The sequence below is a fragment of the Ochrobactrum sp. RH2CCR150 genome, from assembly GCA_014138095.1.
Lineage (GTDB): Bacteria > Pseudomonadota > Alphaproteobacteria > Rhizobiales > Rhizobiaceae > Brucella > Brucella gambitense.
In genome coordinates, this window is the sequence record JACGXE010000014.1 from 84,358 (window position 1) to 109,978 (window position 25,621).

Sequence of the window (25,621 nt, forward strand, 5' to 3'; positions counted from 1 at the left end):
AGCCGTAAGAGGCTTTCCACCTTGCATCCAGCGTTACGTAATCAGCTCCATGCGTGAAGGGGAGGCTTCTCGTCGTTCAGGAAATATTTTCCGAGTATGGCATACTTCCAGCGCACCGGATCGTGCAGCGTATGAGTACGCGCGTTGCGCCAGTGCCGGTCAAGCTGGTGTTCGGCAAGCGTCGACCGAGTGCCAGCAAGCTCGAACAGTTTGTTCGTAGCAGCTATCGCAATTTCAGTCGACAGTATCTTGGCTTCAGCCGTCACGATCTGCGCCTCTGCAACCGTCTCGGCGTTAGGGTTCTCGATAGCGCGGTCAATAACAAAACCCGCTTTTTCAAGGAGCGCCTGCGCCGCATGTAAACGCAATGTAAGATCACCAACCGCCTGAATAGTATAAGGATCATCCCTTGCGTGATCGACACCACTATCTACCCAGGCGCGGCTCTTTGTGCGCACGAAGGAGACTGTTTCGTCGATAGCCGCTTTGGCAATACCCGTATCAACGGCCACTTGAATGATCTGGAAGATCGCCCCGTCGGCAGTTGGAACTTCATAACCCTTATAGCCCGGCACCAGATGAGTTTTGGGGACCTTCACATCATTAAGAATAACCGTTCCCGAGAGCGTCGTGCGTTGACCGAAGGACGACCAATCGTCAATGACGGTCAGACCCGGAGCATCCCGTTCAGCAATTGCATACCACGCTCGACCCTTTTCATCGAGCGCCACGATCGGCACCAGATGGGCCAGCAAGGCCCCCGACGAATAAAACTTCTGGCCGTTAACGATCACATGATCACCCGCATCGACGAATTTCGTTTCGAAATCGGCGGCACGCTTCGACCCAAACTCAGAAAATGCGTTGCCGAAACGAGTGCCACGCAGCGCCTCCCCGAATAGCAGTTTCTGTTGTGCTTCGTCCGAGACCGTACGCACTGCGGCGATAACACCCAGGTGGTTCTGCGCAATCTGGCCGATAGAGGAATCGGCCGCTGAGACGATCTCGATCACTTTGGCGAGCGTCGCATAGGAGACTTCCGGACCGCCGAATTTCTTTGGCACGTTAATCGACCACAGACCGCTTTGAGAAAAGGCGTCGAGTTCATTAACCGGCCAGATGCGGTCGCGGTCGCGGATCGCCGCACCCGGAGCAATTTCTGCTGCGAGCTTGTGCGCCACCTCAATAGCCTCTGCATCACTGCGGATAATGTGAGCCGGTTCGCTCGGACGCGGAACCGCTGGGACGCCACGGTTCACATCTTTGGTGTTTAGATTTGCAACAGTCATTTCATGTCTCCTCATGTGCTTTTCGGTTTCAATAGGCCAGATGGGCAAAAGTTGCGGAACCTTCGACCGGCTTTTGCCCAAGATAAAAAGCCTTCACATCGTCACGCGCCTTGAGGTCAGCTGCCAAGCCCGAAAGTACACTGACGCCGTTTTCAAGAATGACAGCCCTGTCGGCATAAGTGAGTGCCACCGCCGAGTTCTGCTCGGCGACAAGAATGGAAAGCCCGTCTTCACGGTTAAGCCGACGCAATGTGCGGAAAATGTCCTGTACTACAAGTGGCGCCAGCCCCATCGACGGTTCATCGAGCACCAAAAGGCGGGGACGCGACATCAAAGCGCGACCGATGGCCGTCATCTGCTGCTCTCCACCAGAAGTGAGACCGGAAAGCGCACGGCGTTTATCGCGCAGCCGCGGAAAATACGCATAAATTTTCTCGAGGTCGGTCGCGATCTCCAGGCGTGATCCACCGCGGCCCAGCCCGCCTGAAACGAGGTTTTCCTCTACACTCAGGCTCTTGAAACAGTGTCGTCCCTCAAGTACCTGGACGAGGCCGAGACGCACTAGACTGGCTGGATTTACCCGGATTACATCGCGACCCTCAACGAGAATGCGCCCAGCACTAACCTGCCCGCGCTGTGCCGGAAGCAGATTCGACACGGCTTTTAAGGTCGTGGATTTTCCAGCGCCATTACTGCCCAGAATGGCGAGAACTTCACCGCGTTTGATCGCCAGATCCACACCATGCAAGGCCGTGATGGAATGATTGTAGGTCGCGTGGAGCCCTTCCACCGTCAAAAGATTGCTTCCGAGTGTCATGATAAACCCCACTAACGAGTATCCGGGGCGGCATTATCGCCGCCCGCATTATGTGCTTGTTGACGTCAGTTTGTCGCCACGTCGGCATCGGCCGCAGTGCGAAGTTTGATGCCCTTTTCCGCCGCATATGCTTCCGAGGACTTTTCAATAATTGGGCGCAACAATGCCCAGTCTGGTGCAATCCAATCGGAAACGACATTCCACTTTTTGCCATCCCACTGCTGGAACGTCACGTAGCCGTTACCCTCGTGGTTATCCCAGGTCACATTGATCGAGTGAAACAGGCCTTTTGCACCCAACGCCTCGACACGTGCTGGATCGAGTTGCAGATGTTCAAAGCCCCAACGCACTTCATCACCCGTTAGCGTTCGCTTACCGAATTTCTCCTGCGCAATGCGTATAGCTTCGACGTTCAGGATACCGTTGACAATGCCCAGATTGTGGTAGACAGAACCTATACGCTTTTTATCCTCAAGATTGCCCTTGCCTGCATCGTAGACAGTCTTCACAATCTCTTGCACGACCGGATACTCAGCACCTGAGGCCTGTGTCGTGATGGCGGTATACCCCTTGGCGGCATCGCCAGCCGGGATAGCGTCTTCCTCCGAGTTCGACCAGACATTGCCAATGATATGATCGACCGGAAATCCGGTTTTTGCCGCTGTCTTGAGGGCTACCGGGTTCATGACACCCCAGCCGCGCAACACAACGTAATCGGGCTTGGCACGGCGAATTGTCAGCCATTGCGACTGCTGTTCATTGCCCGGATGCGGTACCTCGATCTGCTGCAATTCAAAGCCATACTTTTCGGCGAGCAATTCATAGATCGGAATAGTTTCCTTGCCATAGGGCGAACCGTGATAGAGTACCACGATCTTCTTACCTTTGAGGTTATCAAGACCGCCTTCCTTGGAGGCGATGTAGTTCACGATACCAGAGGTTTCGGAATAGGGATTGAGCAATAGTGGGAAAACATAGGGGAATACACGTCCATCGGTGGAATCAGTGCGGCCATGATTGATGGTAATCAATGGCACCTTGTCCTGCGTGATGCGGTCGATCATCGCATAGGCGATGCCCACTGAAAGCGGATTCCAGGCGGCAATACCGGGGTTGCTTTTCAGGCGTTCATAGGCTTCTACGCCGCGCTCGACCTCATATTGTGTTTCGGCTTCCGACCAGGTCAGTTTGACCCCGTTGACCCCACCGTCGCGCGTGTTGATTAGATTGAGGTAATCGATGAAACCGCCAAAGAAGCCAGTACCGCCGGCTGCGTAAGGGCCAACGCGATAGCTCTGTAGTGGGAAATACTGCTCGTCGGCCTGGGCCGGAAGCGCAAGGGCAGTAAGGCCTATACCGGCGGCAAGAGCTGCGATTCTGATCTTTGTGTAAAGGGTCATTTCTGGACGCACTCCATCTATCGGGTGGCATGATCACCACCCGGTTTTGTTCAGGATTTATGGACTTGCTTGGAAGCTTTTTGAGGAACTTCCGGATATCACGACCGTCGGATAACTGCCGTAAAGCTCGCTTTCAGCCGATCCCAGAGCGACACGAGCCCGTCAGGCTCTAGGATCAGAAACAAAATGATAAAGACTCCGACTACAATACGCTGCGTCATATCGAGTACGCCGGAATCGAACACGTCACCGAGCAATAATGACCCCACTCTCGACAAGATCAGCGGGAAGACCACAATCAGCGCCGCGCCGAAAAAGGCGCCACGAATCGACGCGAGACCACCGATGATAATTATAAAAAGTATCTGAAACGAGCGGTCGAGATTGAACCCTGCCGGTTCCACAGTGCGCAGATAGGCAAAGGCCCACAGCGCGCCAGCAACGCCGATGATGAAGGAGGACACGGCAAAAGCCAGCAGCTTTGTCCGCAACACAGGTACACCGATGATACGCGCCGCCGTCTCATTATCTTTTACTGCGATGAAATTACGCCCGGTCTGCGATGACACCAGACGATGGGCAAGAAAAGTGACAACGACCACAATTGTCAACGCGAAGAGATACCGTCCAACTGGTCCCTCGAACGGGATGCCCCCAATGGACAACGTCGGAGCATCAATGACCCCGGATGCCGAATTATTGGAGAACCATCCAAACTTTGTCAGCGCCCATTGCACGAAGAACTGCGCCGCGAGCGTGGAAACGGCAAGATAGAAGCCGCGCAGGCGCAAGCTTGGCACACCGAAGAGAACACCAAACGCCGCTGCGGATAGCCCCGCGAAAACGATGGAGACAAGCAATGGCAATCCATCAATTCGCAGATTGAAATTGTAGGCTGCGAAAGCGCCCACCGCCATGAATGCGGCCGAGCCAAGTGAAACCTGGCCTGCATAACCAGTCAGAAGGTTGAGACCAACGCCGGCGAGACTCAAGGCAAGAAACGGCAGAAGAATAGCCTCAAAGAGATAGCTCGTGCCGATAAAGGGAATGATGAGATAGGCTATTACCAGCACCGCAAGTGGAGCGGCATAACGCGGCAGTGTGATTTGACGGGAAGGAATGACGGCTATAGTGGACATAGTCATACCCTTTCCACAAGCTTTTGACCAAACAGGCCAGACGGGCGGATGAGGAGGAAAGCGAGCGCAACTACATAGGCAAACCAGCTCTCAATGCCGCCGCCGAAATATTCGCCGATATAAACCTCAGCAAGCTTCTCCGACGCACCGACCAACAATCCACCGACAATCGCGCCAAGGATGGAATCGAAGCCCCCGAGCACAAGAACCGGCAAGGCTTTCAACACGACCAGCGACAGCGAGAATTGCACGCCGAGGCGCGCGCCCCATAAGAGGCCGGCAACCAGTGCGACCAGGCCGGCAGCGGCCCAGACACTGGCCCATATCCACGGCAGCCTCAGTCCGACGGCAAGGGCGGCAAACTGATCATCAGCGACCGCACGAAAACCGAGTCCGATCCGCGTATAGCGGAAGAATACAGACAGCAGCGCCACCATACCCGCCGCTACAACGGCGGCAAAGATATCAAACTGGCTGATGAAGATGCCACCGACATCAAAGGGCACATCTTCGATCCCGAGATCGAGAGCATGAACCTGCGTGCCCCATAGAAGCTGGGCTGCGCCCTCAATGATATAGGATAGGCCAAGCGTTGCCATGAAGAGGGTGATTGGCGGTTTGTTGGTCAGTGGCCGCAATACACTACGTTCGATGGCGATACCGATGATCACCATGGCTGCAAATGTAATGGCGAAGGCAGCCCAGAACGGCACACCCCGCTCTATGAGGCTTACAAAGGTCAAGGCAGCAAAAAGCAATAACGCCCCTTGCGAGAAGTTCAGCACGCCTGACGTCTTGTAGATAAGCACAAAGCCAATTGCGACGAGGGAATACATCACGCCCGACAAGAGCCCGCCGATCAGCACTTCCGTGAAGAACATCCAGTCAAAATCACCCATCAGATGCCCTCCCCGTCTTCATTTTCCGACGCCACGCCGAGATAGGCATCAATGACACGCTGATCAGACAAAATGTCCTGTGGGGTGCCGTCGGCAATCTTGCGCCCGTAGTCGAGCACCGCAACGCGGTCGGACAGACCCATCACCACACCGATATCATGCTCGATCAGCACAACTGTTATGTCGTACTCGTCCCGTACCAGCCGAACATAATTGGCAAGCTCGTTCTTCTCGGTGGCGGTCATACCCGCCATCGGTTCATCAAGGAGGAGAATGCGTGGCGCTGCCGCCAAAGCACGGGCAAGTTCTACCCGCTTTTGCAGGCCATAGGGCAGCGTGCCCACCGGTCGATCAGCATAGTGCGACAGGTTCAGGAAATCGATGACACGGCTCGCGCGCTCGCGCGCATCGGCCTGCTCGCGACGGGCCTGCGGCAATCCGATAACTTGGCTCAAAAAGTTCGCACGATTGGTAAAGGCACGCCCCGACATGACATTGTCGAGAACACTCAGGCCCTTGAACAGTGCAAGGTTCTGGAAGCTACGCGCGATACCCAAATGCGCCAGCTTGTGGGTCGGCACTGAATTGTAGCTCTTGCCGCCAATGAGAACCTGACCATGACTTGGCCGGTAAACGCCGCAAATAACATTGATGAGCGAACTTTTGCCGGCACCGTTCGGCCCGATGATCGCGCGAATTTCACCATGCCGAACACTGAGATCCACGTCCTGCAAGGCAACAACCCCACCAAACATCAGACCTATGTCACGCAATTCCAGTGCAAGATCGGGCTGCAGGCGCGTAACCGGAGCTTCGGCCGACGCCAGCTGGCACGTAGCCGCTTGCGCATCAGGATCCGTAATGAGGAAATGCAATGCTGACATTGTTCGTTCCGTGTTACTCAGAGTCAATCGGGGCATTCCGGCAGTCGAAAGGACACAACTAGCCGTTCGTGAACACGATTGTGTTCGCGTCAGGCTGGAGCGGCGATCAAGCCCGCTCCTTGAATTCGATTCATTACTCGGCGGCCAGCGCCGCGTTGTCTTCCGCCTCTTCCAGTTCACGCACCAGCGGAATGACGTGCTTGCCGAAATATTCGACCTCTTCCTGGAAATGCAGGAAGCCAAGCAGAATAAGGTCAGCACCCGCGCGCTTCAGCTTGACGACGCGTTCCGCCACCTGCTGCGGCGTGCCGATGAGATTGGAGCGGAAGCCATCATTATATTGCACAAGGTCATCAAAACTGGACTTCGCCCAGTTGCCTTCGCCTTCCGGTGAAGATTTGCCCGCGTTCTTCACTTCGTGACCGAAGGCTTTGACCGCTTCGGGATTGGCCTTTTCGACAATCTCGGCCAAGACGGCCTTGGCCTCTTCTTCCGTGTCGCGCACGATGGCGAAGGCATTGACGCCCACACGAACTGAATGGTTGTTTTCCTTTGCCTTGGTCTGGATATCGTCAACCTGTTTGGCGATTTCCTCTGGCGTATTGCCATTGGTGAAATACCAGTCAGATACGCGCGATGCCATGTCGCGGGCTGCACGCGACGAACCGCCCTGGAAAATCTCCGGCTGCGGATCGATGGGTTTGGGCTTCAGGGAATAATTGTTGAAACGATAGAAATCGCCGTGGAACGAATAGCTGTCCTCGGTCCAGATGCCACGCAGCGCGCGAATGAATTCCTCCGAACGGCGGTAACGCTCATCGTGGTCGTACCACGGCTCGCCGATGGCATGGAACTCGCCACGGAACCAGCCGCTGACAATATTGACCGCAACGCGGCCATTGGTCAGATGATTGATCGTGGCAATCTGTTTGGCGGCAAGCGCCGGGTTCCACGGTCCGGGCAGAAGGGCGGCAATCACCTTCAGCGTCTTGGTGGATTCAAGAAGTGCGTGGCTGAAGGAAACCGATTCATGCTGGAACTCCGCACCGTAACCCGCAGTGAAACGAATCTGGCTCAGCGCATATTCAAAGCCGCTCGCCTCGGCGATCTGCGCGAGCTTGCGGTTATAATCGATCGTCCAGCTGGTGCGCTGTTCAATATTCGAGATGACGAGGCCGCCAGAGACATTTGGCACCCAATAGGCGAATTTCACGGGATTTTTGCTGCGTTCTGTCATGGCTCAACTCCTTAGGTCATCATCAATTGGCAGCGATTTCGCCAGACACGATACGAAGAACCCCGTCGCCGGCACCAGTGGTCGCGTCGATACGGGAAATGGCAGGCGAAAGATCAAACAGCTCGAAAATTGCCCGCTCGATACGTGCTTCAACCGCGGGGTTGGACAGTGTATATTCCGTGAAATCCGCTTCCACTGCATAGATCGTCGTTGGAATTGTAACCGCGCCAAAAAAACCGAATAATGGACGAAACTGGTGTTCTAGCATCAAGCCGTGCAGAGGCGAACCGCCTGTCGCGGCAAGAACCACGCGCCTTCCCTGCAAGGCACGAAAATCAACCAGATCAAAGAGATGTTTCAGCGCGCCGGTATAGGATGCGCGATAGACAGGTGACCCGACCACCAGGACATCCGCCGCTTCTACGGCATCAACAATGGCTCGACCGGCCGCATCCAACTGATCGGCGCGCAGCGCCCGGAACAGAACCGGTGCGGCATCAACCAAATCGATCCGGTCAATCTCAACATCCGCGCCGCGCGCGATGCCTTCGAGAATTGCGTCGACGAGCCTCGCCGTACGCGACGGTCGCTTGACGCTGCCAAAGATGCCTAAAACCTTCATACAACCACTCCTTGTAGAGCTTATTGTCTATGGTTTTAGTAAACTATCAAAGATGACTATTCCAAAGTCGAGGACTTCAGGGGAATGGAATCCCTTCACTTGGGTGGAGACGAATAACGGTGGGATTATCTTGTAGCAGTGGAGGATGCCAAGTTCAGCCTACTGCGCCGGTTCATTGGGAAAGGTGTCGCATATTCTTTCTGTTTCGATGTGGACAAAGGTAAATCATTCGTCGAAAGAATGGGCGTGGCGAAAATGACAAATATCGAGGCAAAACGGACAATGAGCCCTGCAGCGGAGATGGCCTTCTGAATCATTCCGGCTGTCAGACGGCTGCGATATACCGCCTAACAGATCTATTTCGCATCGTCGGCGAGTGGAGCGGTAACAAGTCACGGTTCATTCGCGTGACTTACTGACAACCCAATGGAAGCAACGTCGAATGCATCTGGGACAGCTATCCGGATATGTCGCATAAATCGAGCTATCTGATTTCACCACCCAGCATCATCATGCCCGAACATATGGCGCCAGAACCCGTGGCTGCACGTTGGCTACGTGCACATCACGACGAAGGTGTGGTTTTATGTGCAGTTTGCGCGGGACTTTCGTTCTCGCAGAAGCCGGTCTGATAGACGGACGAGCGGCTACAACGTATTGGGCTTTTGCGGAACAGTCAGCGCGCCGGTTTCCCGTAGTTCTGGTCGCCACTGAACATATGGTGCTTGACGACTGCGATATCTTAACCGCAGGCGGCATTCTTGCATGGACCGATCTGGGCCTGACCATCGTCGAACGCGTCCTTGGCGCGGCCCTTCGCAGATTTCATTCCGAATTTTGAGCACAATGACGATGCAATCCGGCGTGCACAGCATTATATTCACGCCCACACCCACCAGAACCTGATCCTATCGCAATTGTCAGCCATCGTCAGTATGACAGCGCGCACTTTTCTTCGTCGTTTTACGGCTGCCTGCGGCCATCGTCCGAATGAATATCTTCAACATGTTCGCGTATCCAAGGCGCGGGAAGCGCTGGAGCGTACACTCAACCCGCTCGGCAAAATCGCATGGGAGGTCGGTTACGAGGACCGCACTGCGTTCCGGAAACTGTTTTTCCGGCTAACTGGAATATCACCCGCCACTTATAGGCAACGTTTCGGAATAAAAGACGCACGCGGCTGACAGGGCACGCGATATATATTCTCCATCGACGTCGATGCTGCATCCTTTTCCGTATCAGTATCAGCCTGCGCGAAGCCGAAGAAATAATGGGGTACTAACTTGTTAGCTGAACACACTGCTTCTGAGAGCCGGGTACGAGACGGTCTGGACAATACCTAAAATGCGGAAGGGGCCGGAAACTGCCCCCCCCAACGAAATCCCGTATGAACCTGCTTTGTTTATTTGCCCGCGGCCTGAGCGGCATAGACGTAACTGTCGTAGGTGTATTCGGCGACACGAAACCATTCGAAGCCTTCGTCACGGAATTTCTTCCAGCTTGGGTAGATCTTCGCCCAGGCTGGGTTCTTCTCATTATACTCGGCATAGAGTTCAAACGTAACCTTGTAAGCTGCATCCAGTACATCGCGTGGCAGCGGTTTGAGTTGAACGCCTTTCGATACCAGCGAGCGGATCGCCGCCGTGTTTTTCACGTCATAGAGCGAGATCATGTTCTGCGTTGCGGCCTGTGCAGCCGTATTCAGCGCCACTTTGTAAGCTTCCGGCAGGCTTTCATATTGCTGCTTGTTGACGAAGAAATGCACCGAAGCGCCGCCCTCCCAGAAGGCCGGATAGTAGTAATAGGGTGCGATCTGGTAGAAGCCGAGCTTTTCATCGTCATAGGGACCGACCCATTCGGCCGCATCGATGGTTCCGCGCTCCAGCGACGGATAGATGTCGCCGCCCGGAAGCTGCTGCGGCACGACACCAAGGCGCGACATGACCTCGCCGGCCACGCCGGCAATGCGCATTTTCAGACCTTTCAGGTCCTCGAGACTCTTGATTTCCTTGCGATACCAGCCGCCCATCTGCGCAGCGGTGTTGCCGCCGACGATGCCGACAACACCGTAATCGGACAGGAATTCATTATAAAGTTCATTGCCGCCGCCATGATAGAGCCATGCATTTTGCAGGCGCGTATTCATGCCGAAGGGGATGGCCGTGCCGATCGCGAAAGCCGGGTTCTTGCCCGTGAAATAATAGCCACATGTATGCGCAATTTCGACCGTATTGGCCTGCACTGCGTCGATTGCCTGCGGACCGGGCACCAGTTCGCCTGCCTGAAACACCTGAATCTGGAACTTGCCATCCGTCATCTTCGACAAGGCGTTGGCCATATAGACAGCGCCGCCATAGATCGTGTCGAGATTGTTCGGAAAGCCCGATGTCAAACGCCAGCGCAAGGTTGGCAGTTCATCCGCAATGGCTGGCGTAGCAAGTGCCGCGCCGCTTGTTGCGGCTGCGGCACCAATGGCAGCGCCCTTGGTCAGAAATGTACGGCGATTCAAACCCTGTTTCATGTCTTCCTCCTCTAAGACGATTGATCATAAATGACCCGCGCAGTGACTGGTCTCCCCTATCCTCACTGCGCAGGCTTTTCCGGTTGTCCGAAACTTGGCGGCGGCGACCCGAACGATGGCGCGGGCAGCGGTTCCGTGGACGGCGAAGGCGCACCGAAGGGGGCGGGCGCATTGCCGAACGGGTTGCCACCGCCCGCATCTGGCATAGGAACATTAATCTGGATCGCAGACGGATCAGCCACCGGGTGGCTCGACTTATAATGGGTAACTATCCCCGGAAAGGCGATAATGATGGCGACCATGACCAGTTGGATCAGCAGGAACGGGATCGACCCCATATAGATCTGGCCGGACGTGACTGGCTGTATCGTGGCGCCCGTCACCTTGTCCTTATAGGCGCGCGACGGCGCCACTGAGCGCAAATAGAACAGCGAGAACCCGAATGGCGGATGCATGAACGAGGTCTGCATGTTCATGGCCAGCATGACGCCGAACCAGACGAGATCGATGCCGAGAGCGTCGGCCACCGGCGCCAGAAGCGGGATGATGATGAAGGCCAGCTCGAAATAATCGAGGAAGAAGGCCAGCACGAAGACGAGAAGATTGGCGACGATCAGAAAGCCTACTTCACCACCCGGAATGGACGTCATCAGATGCTCGACCCAGACGTGGCCGTTAACGCCATAGAAGGTGAGCGAGAAGACGCGCGCGCCCAACAGAATGAAGATGACGAAGGACGAAAGCTTCGCCGTGGCGTAAAGCGCCGAGGTCAGCATCTTGATGTTCAGGCGGCCGTTGATGATGGCCAGCAACAAGGCGCCAACAGCGCCCATCGCGCCGCCTTCCGTAGGCGTGGCGACGCCAATAAAGATCGTGCCCAAAACGAGAAAAATCAGCACTAGCGGCGGAACAAGCGAGACCACTACTCTCTGCGCCAGTTTCCATCCCTTCAAGGTGCGGGCGTGCGGCGGCAGTGCTGGTACGGTTTCCGGCCGCAGAATCGACATCCCTATGATGAAAGCGCAATAGACGCCGACCAGCATCAAACCCGGCACCAGCGCACCCTTATACATGTCGCCGACCGACCGACCAAGCTGGTCGGCCAGAACGATCAGAACAAGGCTTGGCGGAATGATCTGCGCCAATGTGCCGGAAGCAGCAATGGTGCCGCTTGCCACCTTGCGATCATAACCGTAGCGCAGCATGATCGGCAGCGAGATGAGCCCCATCGAGATCACCGAAGCAGCAACGACACCTGTGGTCGCAGCCAAAAGTGCGCCGACGATAATCACCGCAAAGGCCAGACCGCCGCGCACGGGGCCGAACAGCTGCCCGATCGTGTCGAGCAGATCTTCCGCCATGCCACTTCGTTCCAATATCAACCCCATGAAGGTGAAGAAGGGGATCGCAAGCAGGGTTTCGTTCGACATCTGCCCGAATATGCGGTCCGGAATAGCGCCGAATAGATTGACCGGGAGAAGCCCCATTTCGATGCCGACAAAGCCGAAGGCAAAGCCGACGAAAGCCAGAGCAAAAGCCACCGGATAGCCGAGCAAAAGCACAACGACCAGCGACAGAAACATGAGTGGCGCAAGATTTTCTGCGAAGAAAGCAACCATATCCATCCCCCTCAGAGCGCTTGCGCTTCAGCATCTTCGGTGGCGACGGCATCGGGTATCCGCCCCTGAAGAATGGCAATGCGCTTGATCAGTTCGGACAGGCCCTGCAAGGCCAGCAATCCGAAACCGATAGGGATGAGCAACCAGACCGGCCAGAGCACCAGCCCGCCAGTATTGTTCGAGGTTTCACCGCTGGCGATCTTCGCTTCCACGATGGGCCAGGAGAGATAGATCGTGATGAAGCAGAAGGGCAGCAGGAAGAAGATCGTGCCGAAAATCTCCACCAGCAGCTGCGTGCGCCGCGAGTAACGGCTGTAAAGCAGATCGACTTTCACATGTTCGCTGTGCAGCAGCGTATAGCCCGCGGCGATCAGGAAAACAGCCGAGAACAGATACCACTGCGCTTCCAGCCATGCGTTGGAACTGAGATTGAAAAGCTTGCGCGAAACCGCATTGATGGCGCTGATCAGCACCGCCACGAGTATCAACCAGGATACTGCTTTTCCGATGAAATCATTGGCCGCGTCGATAGCGCGCGACAACGCCAGCAAAACTGACATTGCTCCTCTCCTCCTTGTTCGGCCTCCTCAAGCCGTTTTCTTGAAGGATAGGTGCGGGGAAACTCACCCGCAAGCAGACGATAGTCGCAAGCGGCACACACTACCCACTAGTGGGTAATCAAGGGGCGATTCACCGCCGAAATATCCAGAATATGGTCTATTTTACTGTCCAGCTATACTGAGTCTATTTTCGATGGCATAGCGCGTAAGGCCGGCGGTGCTGGCAATACCGAGTTTCTTTTTGATATTCTTGCGGTGAGTCTCGACCGTTGCTTCCGATATGCCGAGTTTCGAAGCAATCTCACGGTTGCTGCTACCTTCGGCAACCAGAACCAGAACGTCGTTTTCCCGCGACGACAGGCCTTCCGCCTTCTTCTCGGCACTGTCGAGAAGTGCTTCCGAAACGCCGGACGAAAAGTAGGTTCCACCCGACGCAACCGCATGGATGGCGGCAACGATTTCATTCGTTGAAACATCCTTCAGGATGTAACCCGAAGCGCCGCGCATGATCGATGTCGAAATGTACTCGCGACTGTCATGCATGGAGAGCATCAGAATCCGTGTACCCGGCAATTGTCGCTTGAACAGCTCGATGGCGTCGATACCATTAAGAAGCGGCATATTAATATCCATCAACACAACGTCAGGCTTGACCGTTTGAGCCATTTCGAATGCCAGACGCGCATTCGACGCAGCGCCCGTAATTTCGATATCATCATAGGTCTCAAGCACTGCGCGCAATCCGTCGAGCACCAGAGGGTGATTGTCGACCAGCAATACACGTATCTTGCATTCTTTCGTCATGCGACTTCCGGGTTGAATAGTGGCGGCTTCAACATTGGCGGTTTCGTCATCGGTCTTTCGACTGCCGAAAGCGGCAGGCGCGCGGTCAACTGCGTACCATCACTGCCGGTTTCCACCAAGAGCACACCGCCGAAATGTGCCATGCGTTCCTGCATATTTCGCAGGCCGAGCCCCGATGTTGCACCTTTCAGATCCTGCCCGGCAAAACCATTGCCATTGTCGGTCACCGTCATCGTCACGCACCCGTTCGAATCCCAAAGTCGCACACCGACCGCTCTCGCGCCTGCATGACGCTCGATATTCGTCAGTGCCTCCTGTGCAACCCGGTAAAGCGCCGTGCTCGGCTCCGGTTTCAGATTGACACGCAGTGTATCCGCTTCAAAACGGATTTTAATGTCTGTCCGTTCCGCGAAGTGCTCGAACAGTGCCTTTAGCGCTACCGTCATACCCAGATCGTCAAGAATGCGCGGCCGCAGATCATGCGATAGACGCCGCACTTCCTTGATGGCACCATTCAGCACATCAGCTGCCTTCTCAATGGCTTTGGGCGCACTCTCACTGCCCGTATTCACCTGACGGCTGGCCAGATCGATGGCATAGCGCACGCCGACCAGATTCTGCGAAATGCCATCGTGCAGTTCCCGGGCCAGACGCGCGCGTTCCTCCTCTTGCGTATCGATGATACGCTGAGCAAGCTCCTTAAGCTTGTTGTCGGCCATACGCCGCTCGCGCAGGTTCAACAACATACATGTCGCGAAAACCAGCATGACCGCAGGCACGGCGATGAGACTGACCACGAGAAACGTGGTGCGGATATTGGCGCGAAAATCGGCATTGGCCGCCGCTGTCTGGGCGTAAACATCATCCAGATAGACACCGGTTCCGAGCATCCATTTCCACTTGTCGAGACCGACAGCAAAAGACAGCTTGTCGGCCATCTCGCCGCTTGATGGCTTTTCCCATTTATACTGGTGCAGCCCCCCGCCCTGCTTCGCCTTGTCGATCAAATTGGCAATGACATGATCACCATCTGGATCGACCAGATCCAGCCAATTCTGACCCGGACGAAAGGTCTGGCGCGGATGAACAACATTATTGCCCTCATAATCATAGACAAAGAAATAACCATCGCGCCCGTAATCCAGCGATGTGAGAATACTCGTCACCTTCCGCATGGCCTCAGTGTCATCAGGACCAGCATCGTCATAGATTTTCTGGATCGCAGACAGAGCCAGATTGGTGAGGTTCAGAAGTTCAGTCTCCTTCGCCTTCAGCATGTTTTGTTCAAAGGTCGTGATGCTGCTCTGCACGAGATTGGCCGATTGCCACGTGATAAATGCCGTGACCGTCAAGATGGCGACAATCAAGGGCACAATAGCCAATGCCAGAATCTGATATCGAAGCGTCACGCCTAGCTCCTCCCAACTTCGCCGGACAGCTTATGAGCAACAACTCTAAAGCTCAGTTCCCGATGACGGAAGAGGTGATATGCAAAGCTGCTTGGGCTTCGCTCAGTCTGGACACGGACTAACGTTCGGCCCAACCGCGCGAACGCGGAATCGCGGACACGGAGATGTCATGCGGATCGTCTCCAGCCAGTTTGACGATCCAACGGTTCATATCGTGGTTCTAAAGAAGCATCCCGACTGGCAATACGCCCCGAATTGGCAACCATACTCTTGATTATAACGCATTGAAAATACGTCACTATTAGTATCGCCGTCAGATTTACTCAGGTTTCTATTTGCAACAATTGCCAAGTTTGGATATCTCGTGGCCGTGTCAGCAGATCATCAAGAGCCGCATGCCATTCAGCGCGATAAGGACGATGGAGTTGAACATTTAACACGTCGAGCCGGTCAGTCCAGGTTTCGTGCAACTGGAAGACGTCAGGTCGCTCCGCATCGACGTGAAGTGCGGCATGAACGAAGGTTTCTTCGTGCCGCATGGCATCAATTACCGCGCCCAGCAGTGAGCAGAATCGCTCACGTTTATCTGGCTTGACGTGAAAGGTGATGACATATGTCTCGCTCATGTTGCGTCCTCCATTTGGAAAGTTACGACAGCACCATTGCCCTACGCTTCGTCGCGATCGAGAAAACCGATCACCTCAGCAATGCGTCCCATCCCATCCAGCCGCACGATGTCAGTGCCACCGACCACTGCAGCGCCGCCGTCTGGCGCCAGTGTCCAGGAAAAGCGAACGAACCGACCATGAGCATCAGGTGTGCCGCGCAAGGTGAACGCATGACCGGGGAATTGTTCGCGCGCGCTGGCAATCATGGCGGCGATTTCCTCCCGACCGGCCCCGGCCATCAACGGATCCGAATAACGACTATCGGCAGTCCAGTTTTCTTCCAATCGGATGCGACGTGACTTGTCTTCGGCATCGTTCCACAATGCGAGGTAATTTTCAGCGATGATGTTCGGGTTAGTCATCTGGTGTCTCCTTGTTTATGCAGGGAGAATGACAGGTATGTTGGGGCCGTTCGATTACCTCTGAGGTAATGGTATAGTCACCGCAGACCGACAAGGATGCCACCATGACTTTGCACAACCCCACTGTTGGCGATTTTCTGCGCGACTGGCGCGCTCGACGCCGGCTTAGCCAGCTTGACCTTGCTGGCGAAGCTGAGGTCTCTACACGTCACCTCAGCTTTGTGGAAAGCGGACGTGCAGCGCCAAGCCGCGAGCTTCTGCTGCGTCTCGCAGAACCGCTTGCGCTACCGCTGCGCGAGCGTAATCGGCTATTGCTTGCGGCGGGATATGCACCAATGCATGGCGAGCGTGCAATTGATGCGCCCGACATGGCGGCTGCTAAAACTGCAATAGAGACGATATTACGTGGACATTCGCCGTTCCCGGCGCTGGCAGTCGACCGGCAATGGAATCTTGTAGTCTGCAATGATGCGGCGCAGGCTCTTCTTGATGGCATTGATCCCGCACTACTTGCACCGCCGGTCAATGTCCTACGCGCCAGCCTTCATCCGAATGGGCTCGCCTCGCGCATTGTCAATCTGGCCGAATGGCGGCACCACCTGTTGGCACGGTTACGAGACGACGTGGATCGCAGCGCTGATCCTGCCTTGCTTGCATTGTATGAGGAACTGCGCGCATTACCCACGCCAGCGAGCCCGCGCCCGTACGGCTCTCCGCAGAAGATCGCCGTTCCATTGCAGATCCGGAACCCTGCTAACGGCGAAGTGTTATCGTTCATTTCGACGACAACGGTGTTCGGCACGGCAGTTGATGTCACGCTTGCCGAACTGACACTGGAGTGCTTCTACCCAGCTGATGAGGAAACAAGAAGAGCACTGATTGGCTAGGCCGCTTATCTCTGTTCTGCCATTTTTTCTTAACTGAACTGGCAGGAAGCCACCATTTTATCGGCCTTCGGCTTCCTCCCTACTTATGGAGTTTTGGCAAGGTTCGCGAGCACCTGATGGTGCAAGGTATCGTTTGCCGATGCAATGCATTGACTGCCGGATGTGATTGTGAGCGGCGCTCCGTGCCAATCGGTGATCCGCCCTCCAGCACCGTTAATGACTGGAACGAGTGCACAATAATCGAAAGGCGATAGCCCTTCATCAATGCATATATCGAGGCTTCCATCGGCGACACGTCCATAGGACATACAACTGCCCCCAAAGACGCACCAACGTGTTGTTCTTTGAAGGTGCTCCAGCCGCCCCTTGCTGCCACCATCAAACGCATCGGGATTACCCGTCGACATGAATGCTTCTCCCAATGCAATTGTGGAGGCAGACCTAATCGGCATATTGTTCAGGGTTGTTGCCTCACCTGAAACTCCAAACCAGCGGTCTCCGGTCGTGGGATTATCAATGAGTCCAATGACCGGGGTGCCACCGTGGGTGAGTGATATCAGCGTGCCAAAGACTGGTAAGCCAGCCACAAAGGCCTTCGTTCCATCAATCGGATCGAGAACCCAGACAAATTCCCGATCCAGTCCCTCCGCGCCGAATTCCTCACCGAGTATGCCGTGATCTGGAAAGCGGTCATTGATACACTCACGCAACCTCTGTTCAACGGCTTTATCTGTGGGGGTGACCGGGCTTGCATCCAGCTTTGCTACCGGTTGCCGGTTGTCCTTATCGGCGGTCTGGATGATGTGACGCGCAATATCAGCCAAGTCATGGGCAAAGGTTGTATATTCGCTGAATAACCGGTGTGGCATGGCGCGAGGCTTTCGCTTTGTTTGAGGCTGGGGACAGGTTTGATAATCATGCGTTACGCGTGATGATCAGTTGCCGGCTTGAGGTGTCGGCAACCGAATAATCTAAATGGCTCATGCCAATGCCATGATCATGCCGTGCGAAGCGCAGTTTGCCGCGCCATCTCCTCAATCAGGTTTGATCTGAGATTTTCCAGCTGGCAAATTCGCAAATGCTCACACGAATTTCGCGCTGCATCGATGGTTGCATGGCGAGCGGCATCCGGTAATTGATCCAGCTTGAGCGCCCGCTGCATGACATCGGGAAATTTGGCGGGATGAGCGGTGGACAGACACACAATCCTGACGCCTGAAGGCAATTTGTCTTGCAGCATTTCCACAGCTGCCACCGCAACCGCAGTGTGGGGGTCGATGAGATAGTGCCGGTCGGAATTGTAGACCTCACGGATCGTGGTCAGCGTGTCTTCGTCGGCGACGGAAGCGGAGAGGAATTTGTCTTGAATGCCACTTGCCGTTTCGGCATCGAACACGACCTTTCGGCTTTGGGTAAAATCGCGCATCCACTGTTGAATACGCTTTGAATCGCGGTTGGTCTGGAAGTACAGGAAGCGCCAGAAATTATAAGGCGCCACAATATCAATTGCGGATGAAGGCGTTTGCACCAGATCATTGCGTGGGAAAACACCGGTCGAAATCGCCTCGTGAAGAGCGCCATTGACATTGTTGGCGCAAACGAATTTCGCTACTGGCAGCCCCATGCGGCTGGCAAGGAACCCGGCGAAAAGATTGCCGAAGGCGCCCGATGGCACCGCGAACACGATTGGATCACCAACCTTCTCTACGGTTCTGAAATAGGCGTAGAAATAGTGCACCGTCTGGAACATGACCCGGCACCAATTGATCGAGTTCACACTCGACAGGTGGAGTCTGCGCTTCAGCTCTTCATTACCAAACAGTTCGGCGACCACCAGATCGAGATCATCGCCGCCATCCGGACAATTCTCGACGGCGACCGGATGCACATTATCGGCACGCAGTGTCGTCATTTGCCGTTCCTGCTCACGTGAGATCATCCCGCGAGGATAGAGCGGCCAGCAGTCGATATGGCGTTTTCCGGCCGCTGCCCACGCGGCGGCTGGTCCGGTGTCACCGGTCGTGGCCAGCACAATGTTCAACCGCTTCTGACGCCGCTCGAGCAGATAATCTATCGTCTCCATCAGGAAGCCCATCGCCATGTCTTTGAAAGACTGGGTCGGGCCGTGGAAAAGCTCCAGAACCCTGATGTCGGGCTCCCCACTGATTGGAACAAGCTTGACAATGTCCGAATGCTGGAAGTCCCGATAACTGTCGTTGATCAGCCGTTTCAGATCCTCTGACGGGATGATCGATGGGTCGATGTAAGGCGAGACCAGTTCGAAAGCGAGCTCTTGAAAGCTAAGCTTTGACAAAGTCTGCAGTTTTTCCTGACTGATCACCGGGATCGCATCAGGAACAAACAGCCCGCCATCGGCAGCAAACCCTTGCAGTACGGCTTCATCGAAGCCGACAGGTTCAATCCCACCCGTTGTACTGACATATTGGATCATTGTATTCCTCCTTAACAAGATGACGGTCAGCGGCTGTCAGTTAGACAGAGCCTGATCTGCCATGAGTTGGGCGCAAACGGCCTTAGCTATCTGAATGTCCTGCACTGCGACACCGGTCAGATCTGCGATGGTGATATCGCTTTCATTTCTGCGTGCCTTTGCGCCAGCACGGATGACATCACCCAGTTCGAGAACATCCTTTTCGGCCAGATGGCCATCACGGACGGCATGAAAGATCTCGCCGCGAGTCCGGCATTGCTCGATACTGTCCGCCACAACGATGTCGGCCCGGCTGAATACCCGGCTATCAAGCTCTTGCTTTTCAGGCGTATCGGATCCTACTGCAGTGATGTGCATGCCCGGCCGGATTTGTTCCGCCTTTATCAGAGCCTCGGTCGAAGGGGTTGTCATCACGATCAGATTGCAGGCCTCAGTGACGTCGCGGCTATGGCGGGTTGGTGTTACCTGATACCCCAGCGCGGTCATGTCCTCACAATAACGGCGCAGGCTATCATCAGAACGACCCCAGACCACCAGCTTGCGGCAGTCGGTTTCGCTGGCAAGATGCGTAACTTGCAGGCGGGCCATGGTGCCCGTGCCATAGACGCCGATCGCATCAATTTTTTTAGGCGCAAGATAACGCGCAGCAATACGGCCAGCCAATGCAGTGCGGATATTGGTAAGATGGCCCTCGTCGAGCAGGACCGATTGAAGAAAGCCGGTCTTCTGCGAGAACACTAACATCAGGCCCGAACCGGACGCCAAGCCGCGCGACGGATTATCGTAAAACCCCGACGCAATCTTGATGACAAAGATATCATCGTTGCGAATATAGCCATATTTGATGTGCGTATCACCGGGCGGCTCGTCGAACAGCAATTCACCCACGGGTGGAACAACCACCTTGCCGTCGGAATAGGCAACGAACCCCGCCTCGATGAGCGGCGTCAGATCCGATGCTTCGACGACGGAGCGTATTGCGTCGAGTTGAAAAACGTTAGTCATAGACTGCCTCGAATGATTTTGGATACAGGAGGCCTAGCGCCCTATCGGTGGATAGTTGCGTTCCCAAATCCAGATTGTATGTAACGAACAGGTGTGGCCCTTCAGGCCACGACCCAATCAATCGTCGTGTCAGTGCCTCAATATCTGACGCAGAAACAGTGCCGTGCGCTCGTTCTTCGGATTACCAAAGAAAGTCTGGGGATCGGCTTCTTCAATCAGTTCACCACGGTCCATAAACAGGACCCGATCCGCAACGGATTTGGCGAAGCCCATTTCGTGGGTCACGCAGATCATCGTCATGCCGCCCTGCGCGAGATCGACCATCACGTCGAGCACCTCGGATATCATTTCCGGATCAAGAGCGGAGGTTGGTTCATCGAACAGCATGATCTGCGGCTTCATGCAAAGAGCTCGCGCGATTGCCACCCGCTGTTGTTGACCGCCTGAAAGCTGGATCGGATATTTGTGGGCCTGTTCCGGGATTCTGACGCGCTCCAGATAATGCATGGCGATTTCGGTTGCCTGTTTCAGGGGCGTTTTACGGACCAGGCGCTGGGCAATGGTAAGATTGCGCAGAATGGTCATGTGCGGAAACAGATTGAAGCTCTGGAAAACCATACCGACTTCACGCCGGACTGCATTAATGTCCTTGGTCTTGTCGGTAAGCTCGTGGCCGTCGATGAAGATATCGCCGCTGGAATGTTCTTCCATCCTGTTGATGCAGCGGATCAGCGTTGACTTGCCAGAGCCGGATGGACCGCATACGACAATCTTCTCGCCGCGGTGCACCTTGAGGCTAACCTGCTTGAGCGCCTGGAACTTGCCGAAGCTCTTGTTAACATTGACCAGTTCAATCATCGTGTCTTTAACTTCATTCATAAAGGTCACTTTCAAGATACTGTTTCGCTTCAGCGCACCATGTGGCGGCCAAGATAATCCTCAAGGCGCTTGATCCCCGTCTGTAGAATCCAGGTCAGGACGATGTAGACGCAGGCCAGCGACAGGAACACTTGGTAGGGAGCGAAGGTTTCAGCGACAATCGTGCGGGCGATACCGGTCATGTCGACCAGAGTAATTGTGCTCGCCAGCGCGGTCGATTTCATCAGGCTGATGATCTCATTGCCGTATGCAGGCAGACATATGCGGAAAGCGAGCGGCGCAGTTATATAGACAAAGCGGTGTATCGAGTTCATTCCAAGTGCAGCACCAGCTTCGGTCAGTCCGCGTTCTACAGCGAGAACCCCGCCTCGGAAAACCTCAGAAACATAGGCCCCAACATTGAGCGACAGCGCAACAATGGCACAACCAAACGGGTCTCTGAGTATGGGCCAGAACATGCTGTCACGGATCCAATCCAGTTGGGGAAGGCCGTAATAGATGATGAATATCTGGACCAGAATCGGAGTGCCCCGGAAAACATAGATATAGAGCTGCGCGGGCCACGAAAGCCACCATCTGCCGCTCAGCCGCATCAGGAGTAGAATGACAGCGATCAGGGTCCCAGCGGCTAGCGAAACAACCATCAACTGGAATGTCATGGCAAATCCGCCCAGCATGCGCGGCAGCGCATCAAGGAAAATGCTCATATTCATGATGGCCTCCGCTGCAAATGCCGGTTGGCTAAATGCTCGAGCAGATTGACTGAGAGTGTGATGATGCTGGAAAAGAAGAGGTAAATCAGGCCGACGACGATATACATCGTAAAGGGTTTCCCAGTGACGCCCGCAGCCTGCTTGGCGACAAAAAGCGTTTCATTCAGCCCGATGATCGAGATCAGCGCCGTGTCCTTGATGAGCGACAGCATGTGATTACCAAAGGCTGGCAAGGCCGTGCGCCACATTTCGGGCAGGCGAATATAGACGAATGATTGCAGCGCATTCATTCCCAGGGCACGTGATGCTTCGACGCTGCCGGGCTTCACGCTCTTGAATGCCCCACGGAATGTTTCGGTGGCATAGGCACCCACAACCAGAGCAATGGCTATAGATCCGGCCCAGAATGGTGGGATGTCAATGAACTTGATTGCCGGATTGAAAAACCGTGCAATGGTCGTCAATGTGACAGCCGAGCCAAAATACAGCAACAGGATGACAAGTATTTCAGGCGTACCGCGAAAGAACACCGTGTAAACATTGCCGATAGCATTCAGCACCCGACTGGAAGACAGCTTGGCGGCCGCGCCAAGCAGTCCGAAAACCACCGTCAGAATCAAGGAACAGATAAACACTTTCGCAACGATGACAGATGCGAAGAGATAGTTATCCCACCAACCGTTTAAGGCTTCCAATTTGCTTCTCCGTCTTTTTGAGAAAACAGGATCGACGGATTATTTGTTGGCCCATGCATCATCGTGAATCGGGAATGGGAATATCTTCAGGGCATACTCCTTGAGCTTGCCTTCGCGAATGAGCTGGCGAATGGCATCGTCTATCCTGCCACGCAATTCATCTTCGCCTTTGCGCAAACCGACCCCAACGCCGGGACCAAAATACTCAGGCTCATTGATCTCTGGACCTACCAACTCAAACTTGCCCTTCCCCTCACCCTGAAGGAAAGAGAGATAGGCCTTCATCGGATTGGTCATGATCATGTCGACCCGGCCATTCTTGAGGTCGAGATACATGGGCTCGACACCGTCATACATAACCAGATCGGCATCAGGCAGCTTGGCCTTGAACCAGTCGAAATAGGTCGAGGCACGTTCGACACCTATGCGCACGCCCTTGAATTTATCAGGGATCGGCTGACCGCTTGCGTCAAACATATCGGCACCCTTTCCGGCCCGACCAACCAGATGCGCGACTGACTTGCGATAGGGAATGGAAAAGTCAATCTTCTGCTTGCGCTTGTCGGTGATCGACATGGAGGCAATGATCAGATCAAACTTGTTGGCGAGTAGCGCCGGGATTAAGCCATCAAAGCCCTGACAAACATATTCAAGCTCATAGCCGGTGATTTGGGCTATGCCTTTGGCCACATCCACGTCATAGCCTTCAAGATTGCCTTCCGCTGTGCGGTAGTTGAACGGCGGGTATGTGCATTCCAAGCCGACTCGCAAGGTTTCGCTGTGGGCCAGCGATGTGCTGACCAGCATTGTCGTAACAGCGCCCAAAACAGCTGACTTCCACATTTTCATGGTCTTTGTTCCCTTTGTTTTTTCGCCTCCACAAGCATTCAGTGCAGCTAGAGCGGCGATGAAATAACTTGCGTAAGCCCTGTAATTTCGATTTAGACTATGATATCTAAAATGGACTGTCTAGTCTATTTTTTTCGCATGTTGCCGCTATACAATCAGGATCAACTGAGGGTATAGTTTGGGAACAAAAGGGATTTTTGATTAAGGAAAACAGCCTCTTGAGCCATGAGATAAGCCCGAATCTGTTGCCCTATGTGCCGGTTTGCGAGGCAATTGCGACGTTGTTTGCGCCTTTTGCGGAGGTCGTACTGCACGATCTTCCCAGCGCGTCAGTTGTTCATATCGCTGGAAATTTCTCCAAAAGAGAGCTCGGAGATCCGTCGAATCTTGATGAAATCAATTTTACGCCGGCGGATCGCTTGATTGGCCCCTATGCAAAAACCAACTGGGACGGGCGGCGGATAAAGTCGATCAGTTCTGTATTGCGGACCGCCGACGGGAAAGAAATTGGCGTGTTATGCATCAATGCGGACATGTCTGTTTTCGAAAGCATGGTGCTGACGCTACAGAATTTCGTCTCGGTTCCGTCGACACCGGGTGAGATGGAAAGTCTGTTTCGCGATGACTGGTTCGAGCGCATCAACAATTACATTCAGCACTGGACGGCGGCGCGGAGCCTTAACATATCGGACCTGTCGCGCGCCCAGAAAAAGGAACTCGTACAAGCGCTCGCTGATAGCGGTGCATTCAGCGGCAAGAATGCGGCGGGATACATATGTCGTTTGCTGGGAATGGGACGCGCCACGGTTTACAACTATCTTAATGGCAATAGCAGTGCCGATGACGAGGCAGGCTAGAGAAACATTGCTCCCGGCTTTTTGCATTCACATGTGATGAGGCGGTTTGATGACAAACGCTTCGAGTTTTGTTTGCCGATCAGGAATCTTCTCGTTTCTGGCGCTGGCGACCTGCCGGTGTCTGTGGAGTGTTGCGGCTAAAAATGGTGACTGACAAGCGCTGCACCCAAACCCATGAGAATAGTGCCGCAAGTCTTTGGCACTAGCCAACCAGATCGATCGCTGTTGAACCGACCAAAAGCGAATGAGGCGACAGCTACTGCCGCAACGTCGGCTATCGAGAAAATCAGGTTCACCACAACGCCCAGAACAAGAAACTGGAGCCAGAGCGGGACTTCGGCTGTCGGCTGTACAAATTGCGGCAGAAAGGTCACAAAAAATAGCGCAGTCTTGGGATTGAGAACCTCAACAATAATGCTATCTCGAAACGTCTTTGACACCGGGTTGCCGGAATGATCGCTCGTCTTGTTCCAATCAAAGAAGATGACCAGCCCCAGCCAGACAAGATAAGCTGCACCGGTAAATCTTATGATCATATAAGCGGTCGGAGCATGCTCTATCAGCGAGGCAAGGCCAATCGTAGCCGCTGCAATATGAACATAGCAGCCAAGATGAACGCCGAGCGCTGCCATCAAACCAGCATTGCGACCGTGCGCAAGTGTTTGCGCGGTCATATAGAGTATTGCTGGTCCCGGTATGCAGGCAAAGGTCAGCGTCGCAACCGCAAACGGTATCAATAACTCCAGCGACAACATGATGGTTCCTCCCCCATCGGCCAAACGCTGGGAGATTTAGGCTTCACTGAAATAGAATGATATACGGCAGGCGCCGTATTTAAACGGCAGTGATGCCTGGATAGCGTACTCTTGGTTAACTTTTTTTGATTGCCCGAAGCGGTCTTATGAGACGACGCATGAACTGGTTATCCAGTTCAAGATATCGTCAAGCTTGGGCAGAGGCTAGGTGACCGACTCATAAGATCGAAGCCAAATACGAATTGAAGCAAGCTGGATAGATGCGAGGAAATTGTCGTCGCGTTTGTCGTATCGGGTTG

The 25,621-nt window shown here is 54.5% G+C and carries 27 protein-coding genes; 4 read left to right on the forward strand and 23 right to left on the reverse strand.

The genetic code is table 11. The annotated features are described in order from the left end of the window. Positions 1-41: 41 nt before the first annotated feature. The 8 genes from FHW03_RS21275 to msuE form a co-directional block, all read right to left on the reverse strand. Positions 42-1,289 carry an SfnB family sulfur acquisition oxidoreductase gene (locus FHW03_RS21275; protein ID WP_182522479.1) on the reverse strand — a complete coding sequence of 416 codons (1,248 nt, stop codon included), beginning with the start codon at positions 1,287-1,289 and terminating at the stop codon, positions 42-44. A gap of 28 nt (positions 1,290-1,317) precedes the next feature. Then, positions 1,318-2,106, reverse strand: a complete 789-nt coding sequence (locus tag FHW03_RS21280) for an ABC transporter ATP-binding protein (RefSeq protein ID WP_182522447.1) — start codon at positions 2,104-2,106, stop codon at positions 1,318-1,320. A 65-nt stretch (positions 2,107-2,171) separates the two neighbouring features. Further along, complete coding sequence (locus FHW03_RS21285; RefSeq protein ID WP_182522448.1) at positions 2,172-3,506, reverse strand: ABC transporter substrate-binding protein; 1,335 nt, start codon at positions 3,504-3,506, stop codon at positions 2,172-2,174. A 98-nt stretch (positions 3,507-3,604) separates the two neighbouring features. After that, the gene (locus tag FHW03_RS21290) at positions 3,605-4,645 is read right to left on the reverse strand and encodes a branched-chain amino acid ABC transporter permease (protein WP_377515404.1); all 1,041 of its coding nucleotides are present in this window, start codon (positions 4,643-4,645) and stop codon (positions 3,605-3,607) included. Positions 4,646-4,647: 2 nt separating this feature from the next. Further along, positions 4,648-5,544, reverse strand: coding sequence for a branched-chain amino acid ABC transporter permease (locus FHW03_RS21295; RefSeq protein ID WP_182522450.1), 897 nt, complete (start codon positions 5,542-5,544; stop codon positions 4,648-4,650). Then, on the reverse strand, positions 5,544-6,299 hold the full coding sequence (locus FHW03_RS21300; RefSeq protein ID WP_377515406.1) for an ABC transporter ATP-binding protein: 756 nt from the start codon (positions 6,297-6,299) through the stop codon (positions 5,544-5,546). Before FHW03_RS21300 ends, FHW03_RS21295 begins: the two co-directional genes overlap by 1 nt. A gap of 262 nt (positions 6,300-6,561) precedes the next feature. Then, positions 6,562-7,665, reverse strand: a complete 1,104-nt coding sequence (sfnG, locus tag FHW03_RS21305; protein ID WP_182521235.1) for a dimethylsulfone monooxygenase SfnG — start codon at positions 7,663-7,665, stop codon at positions 6,562-6,564. A 22-nt stretch (positions 7,666-7,687) separates the two neighbouring features. Further along, positions 7,688-8,287 carry an FMN reductase gene (msuE, locus tag FHW03_RS21310; protein ID WP_182522452.1) on the reverse strand — a complete coding sequence of 200 codons (600 nt, stop codon included), beginning with the start codon at positions 8,285-8,287 and terminating at the stop codon, positions 7,688-7,690. Positions 8,288-8,873: 586 nt separating this feature from the next. Between msuE and FHW03_RS26125 the strand changes: the two genes are divergently transcribed. Further along, positions 8,874-9,128 (forward strand): hypothetical protein, encoded by a 255-nt coding sequence (locus tag FHW03_RS26125; RefSeq protein WP_377515395.1) that lies wholly within the window; start codon positions 8,874-8,876, stop codon positions 9,126-9,128. Positions 9,129-9,204: 76 nt separating this feature from the next. Further along, positions 9,205-9,471, forward strand: a complete 267-nt coding sequence (locus FHW03_RS26130) for a helix-turn-helix domain-containing protein (RefSeq protein ID WP_377515408.1) — start codon at positions 9,205-9,207, stop codon at positions 9,469-9,471. Positions 9,472-9,689: 218 nt separating this feature from the next. On the opposite strand, the gene FHW03_RS21320 is transcribed toward FHW03_RS26130, so the two are convergent. The 7 genes from FHW03_RS21320 to FHW03_RS21350 form a co-directional block, all read right to left on the reverse strand. Continuing rightward, positions 9,690-10,808 carry a TRAP transporter substrate-binding protein gene (locus tag FHW03_RS21320; RefSeq protein WP_182522453.1) on the reverse strand — a complete coding sequence of 373 codons (1,119 nt, stop codon included), beginning with the start codon at positions 10,806-10,808 and terminating at the stop codon, positions 9,690-9,692. A 62-nt stretch (positions 10,809-10,870) separates the two neighbouring features. Further along, positions 10,871-12,427 (reverse strand): TRAP transporter large permease subunit, encoded by a 1,557-nt coding sequence (locus tag FHW03_RS21325; protein ID WP_182522454.1) that lies wholly within the window; start codon positions 12,425-12,427, stop codon positions 10,871-10,873. Between the two features lie 11 nt (positions 12,428-12,438). Then, positions 12,439-12,987, reverse strand: coding sequence for a TRAP transporter small permease subunit (locus tag FHW03_RS21330; protein ID WP_078339979.1), 549 nt, complete (start codon positions 12,985-12,987; stop codon positions 12,439-12,441). A gap of 162 nt (positions 12,988-13,149) precedes the next feature. Then, positions 13,150-13,791: a response regulator transcription factor gene (locus FHW03_RS21335; protein WP_182522455.1), complete on the reverse strand. Its 642-nt coding sequence runs from the start codon at positions 13,789-13,791 to the stop codon at positions 13,150-13,152. After that, positions 13,788-15,200, reverse strand: coding sequence for a cache domain-containing protein (locus FHW03_RS21340; RefSeq protein WP_182522456.1), 1,413 nt, complete (start codon positions 15,198-15,200; stop codon positions 13,788-13,790). Before FHW03_RS21340 ends, FHW03_RS21335 begins: the two co-directional genes overlap by 4 nt. Before the next feature lie 323 nt (positions 15,201-15,523). Next, the gene (locus FHW03_RS21345; protein ID WP_182522457.1) at positions 15,524-15,826 is read right to left on the reverse strand and encodes a putative quinol monooxygenase; all 303 of its coding nucleotides are present in this window, start codon (positions 15,824-15,826) and stop codon (positions 15,524-15,526) included. Between the two features lie 41 nt (positions 15,827-15,867). Continuing rightward, a complete protein-coding gene (locus tag FHW03_RS21350) occupies positions 15,868-16,230 on the reverse strand; it encodes a nuclear transport factor 2 family protein (RefSeq protein WP_182522458.1) in 363 nt (120 codons plus the stop codon). 104 nt (positions 16,231-16,334) lie between these two features. Here FHW03_RS21350 and FHW03_RS21355 point away from each other — a divergent pair, with 104 nt between their 5' ends. Further along, the gene (locus FHW03_RS21355) at positions 16,335-17,117 is read left to right on the forward strand and encodes a helix-turn-helix transcriptional regulator (protein ID WP_182522459.1); all 783 of its coding nucleotides are present in this window, start codon (positions 16,335-16,337) and stop codon (positions 17,115-17,117) included. Positions 17,118-17,200: 83 nt separating this feature from the next. On the opposite strand, the gene hisN is transcribed toward FHW03_RS21355, so the two are convergent. The 7 genes from hisN to FHW03_RS21390 all read right to left on the reverse strand — a co-directional run bounded on the left by hisN (position 17,201) and on the right by FHW03_RS21390 (position 23,710). Beyond that, a complete protein-coding gene (gene hisN, locus FHW03_RS21360; protein WP_182522460.1) occupies positions 17,201-17,986 on the reverse strand; it encodes a histidinol-phosphatase in 786 nt (261 codons plus the stop codon). Positions 17,987-18,114: 128 nt separating this feature from the next. Then, entirely contained in the window at positions 18,115-19,569 is a 1,455-nt protein-coding gene (gene thrC, locus FHW03_RS21365) for a threonine synthase (protein ID WP_182522461.1), read from the reverse strand. A 36-nt stretch (positions 19,570-19,605) separates the two neighbouring features. Continuing rightward, positions 19,606-20,574, reverse strand: coding sequence for an ornithine cyclodeaminase family protein (locus tag FHW03_RS21370; RefSeq protein WP_182522462.1), 969 nt, complete (start codon positions 20,572-20,574; stop codon positions 19,606-19,608). 129 nt (positions 20,575-20,703) lie between these two features. Continuing rightward, positions 20,704-21,453, reverse strand: coding sequence for an amino acid ABC transporter ATP-binding protein (locus tag FHW03_RS21375; protein ID WP_280994661.1), 750 nt, complete (start codon positions 21,451-21,453; stop codon positions 20,704-20,706). Between the two features lie 29 nt (positions 21,454-21,482). Further along, positions 21,483-22,166, reverse strand: a complete 684-nt coding sequence (locus FHW03_RS21380; protein ID WP_182522463.1) for an ABC transporter permease — start codon at positions 22,164-22,166, stop codon at positions 21,483-21,485. Next, positions 22,163-22,861 carry an ABC transporter permease gene (locus FHW03_RS21385; protein ID WP_182522464.1) on the reverse strand — a complete coding sequence of 233 codons (699 nt, stop codon included), beginning with the start codon at positions 22,859-22,861 and terminating at the stop codon, positions 22,163-22,165. The genes FHW03_RS21380 and FHW03_RS21385 overlap by 4 nt, the downstream gene beginning before the upstream one ends. Positions 22,862-22,900: 39 nt before the next feature. Then, a complete protein-coding gene (locus FHW03_RS21390) occupies positions 22,901-23,710 on the reverse strand; it encodes a transporter substrate-binding domain-containing protein (RefSeq protein WP_182522465.1) in 810 nt (269 codons plus the stop codon). A 218-nt stretch (positions 23,711-23,928) separates the two neighbouring features. Here FHW03_RS21390 and FHW03_RS21395 point away from each other — a divergent pair, with 218 nt between their 5' ends. Then, positions 23,929-24,567 carry a transcriptional regulator gene (locus tag FHW03_RS21395; protein WP_377515401.1) on the forward strand — a complete coding sequence of 213 codons (639 nt, stop codon included), beginning with the start codon at positions 23,929-23,931 and terminating at the stop codon, positions 24,565-24,567. A 137-nt stretch (positions 24,568-24,704) separates the two neighbouring features. Here FHW03_RS21395 and FHW03_RS21400 read toward each other — a convergent pair whose 3' ends face one another. Then, on the reverse strand, positions 24,705-25,322 hold the full coding sequence (locus FHW03_RS21400) for a LysE family translocator (RefSeq protein ID WP_182522466.1): 618 nt from the start codon (positions 25,320-25,322) through the stop codon (positions 24,705-24,707). Positions 25,323-25,621 lie beyond the last annotated feature (299 nt).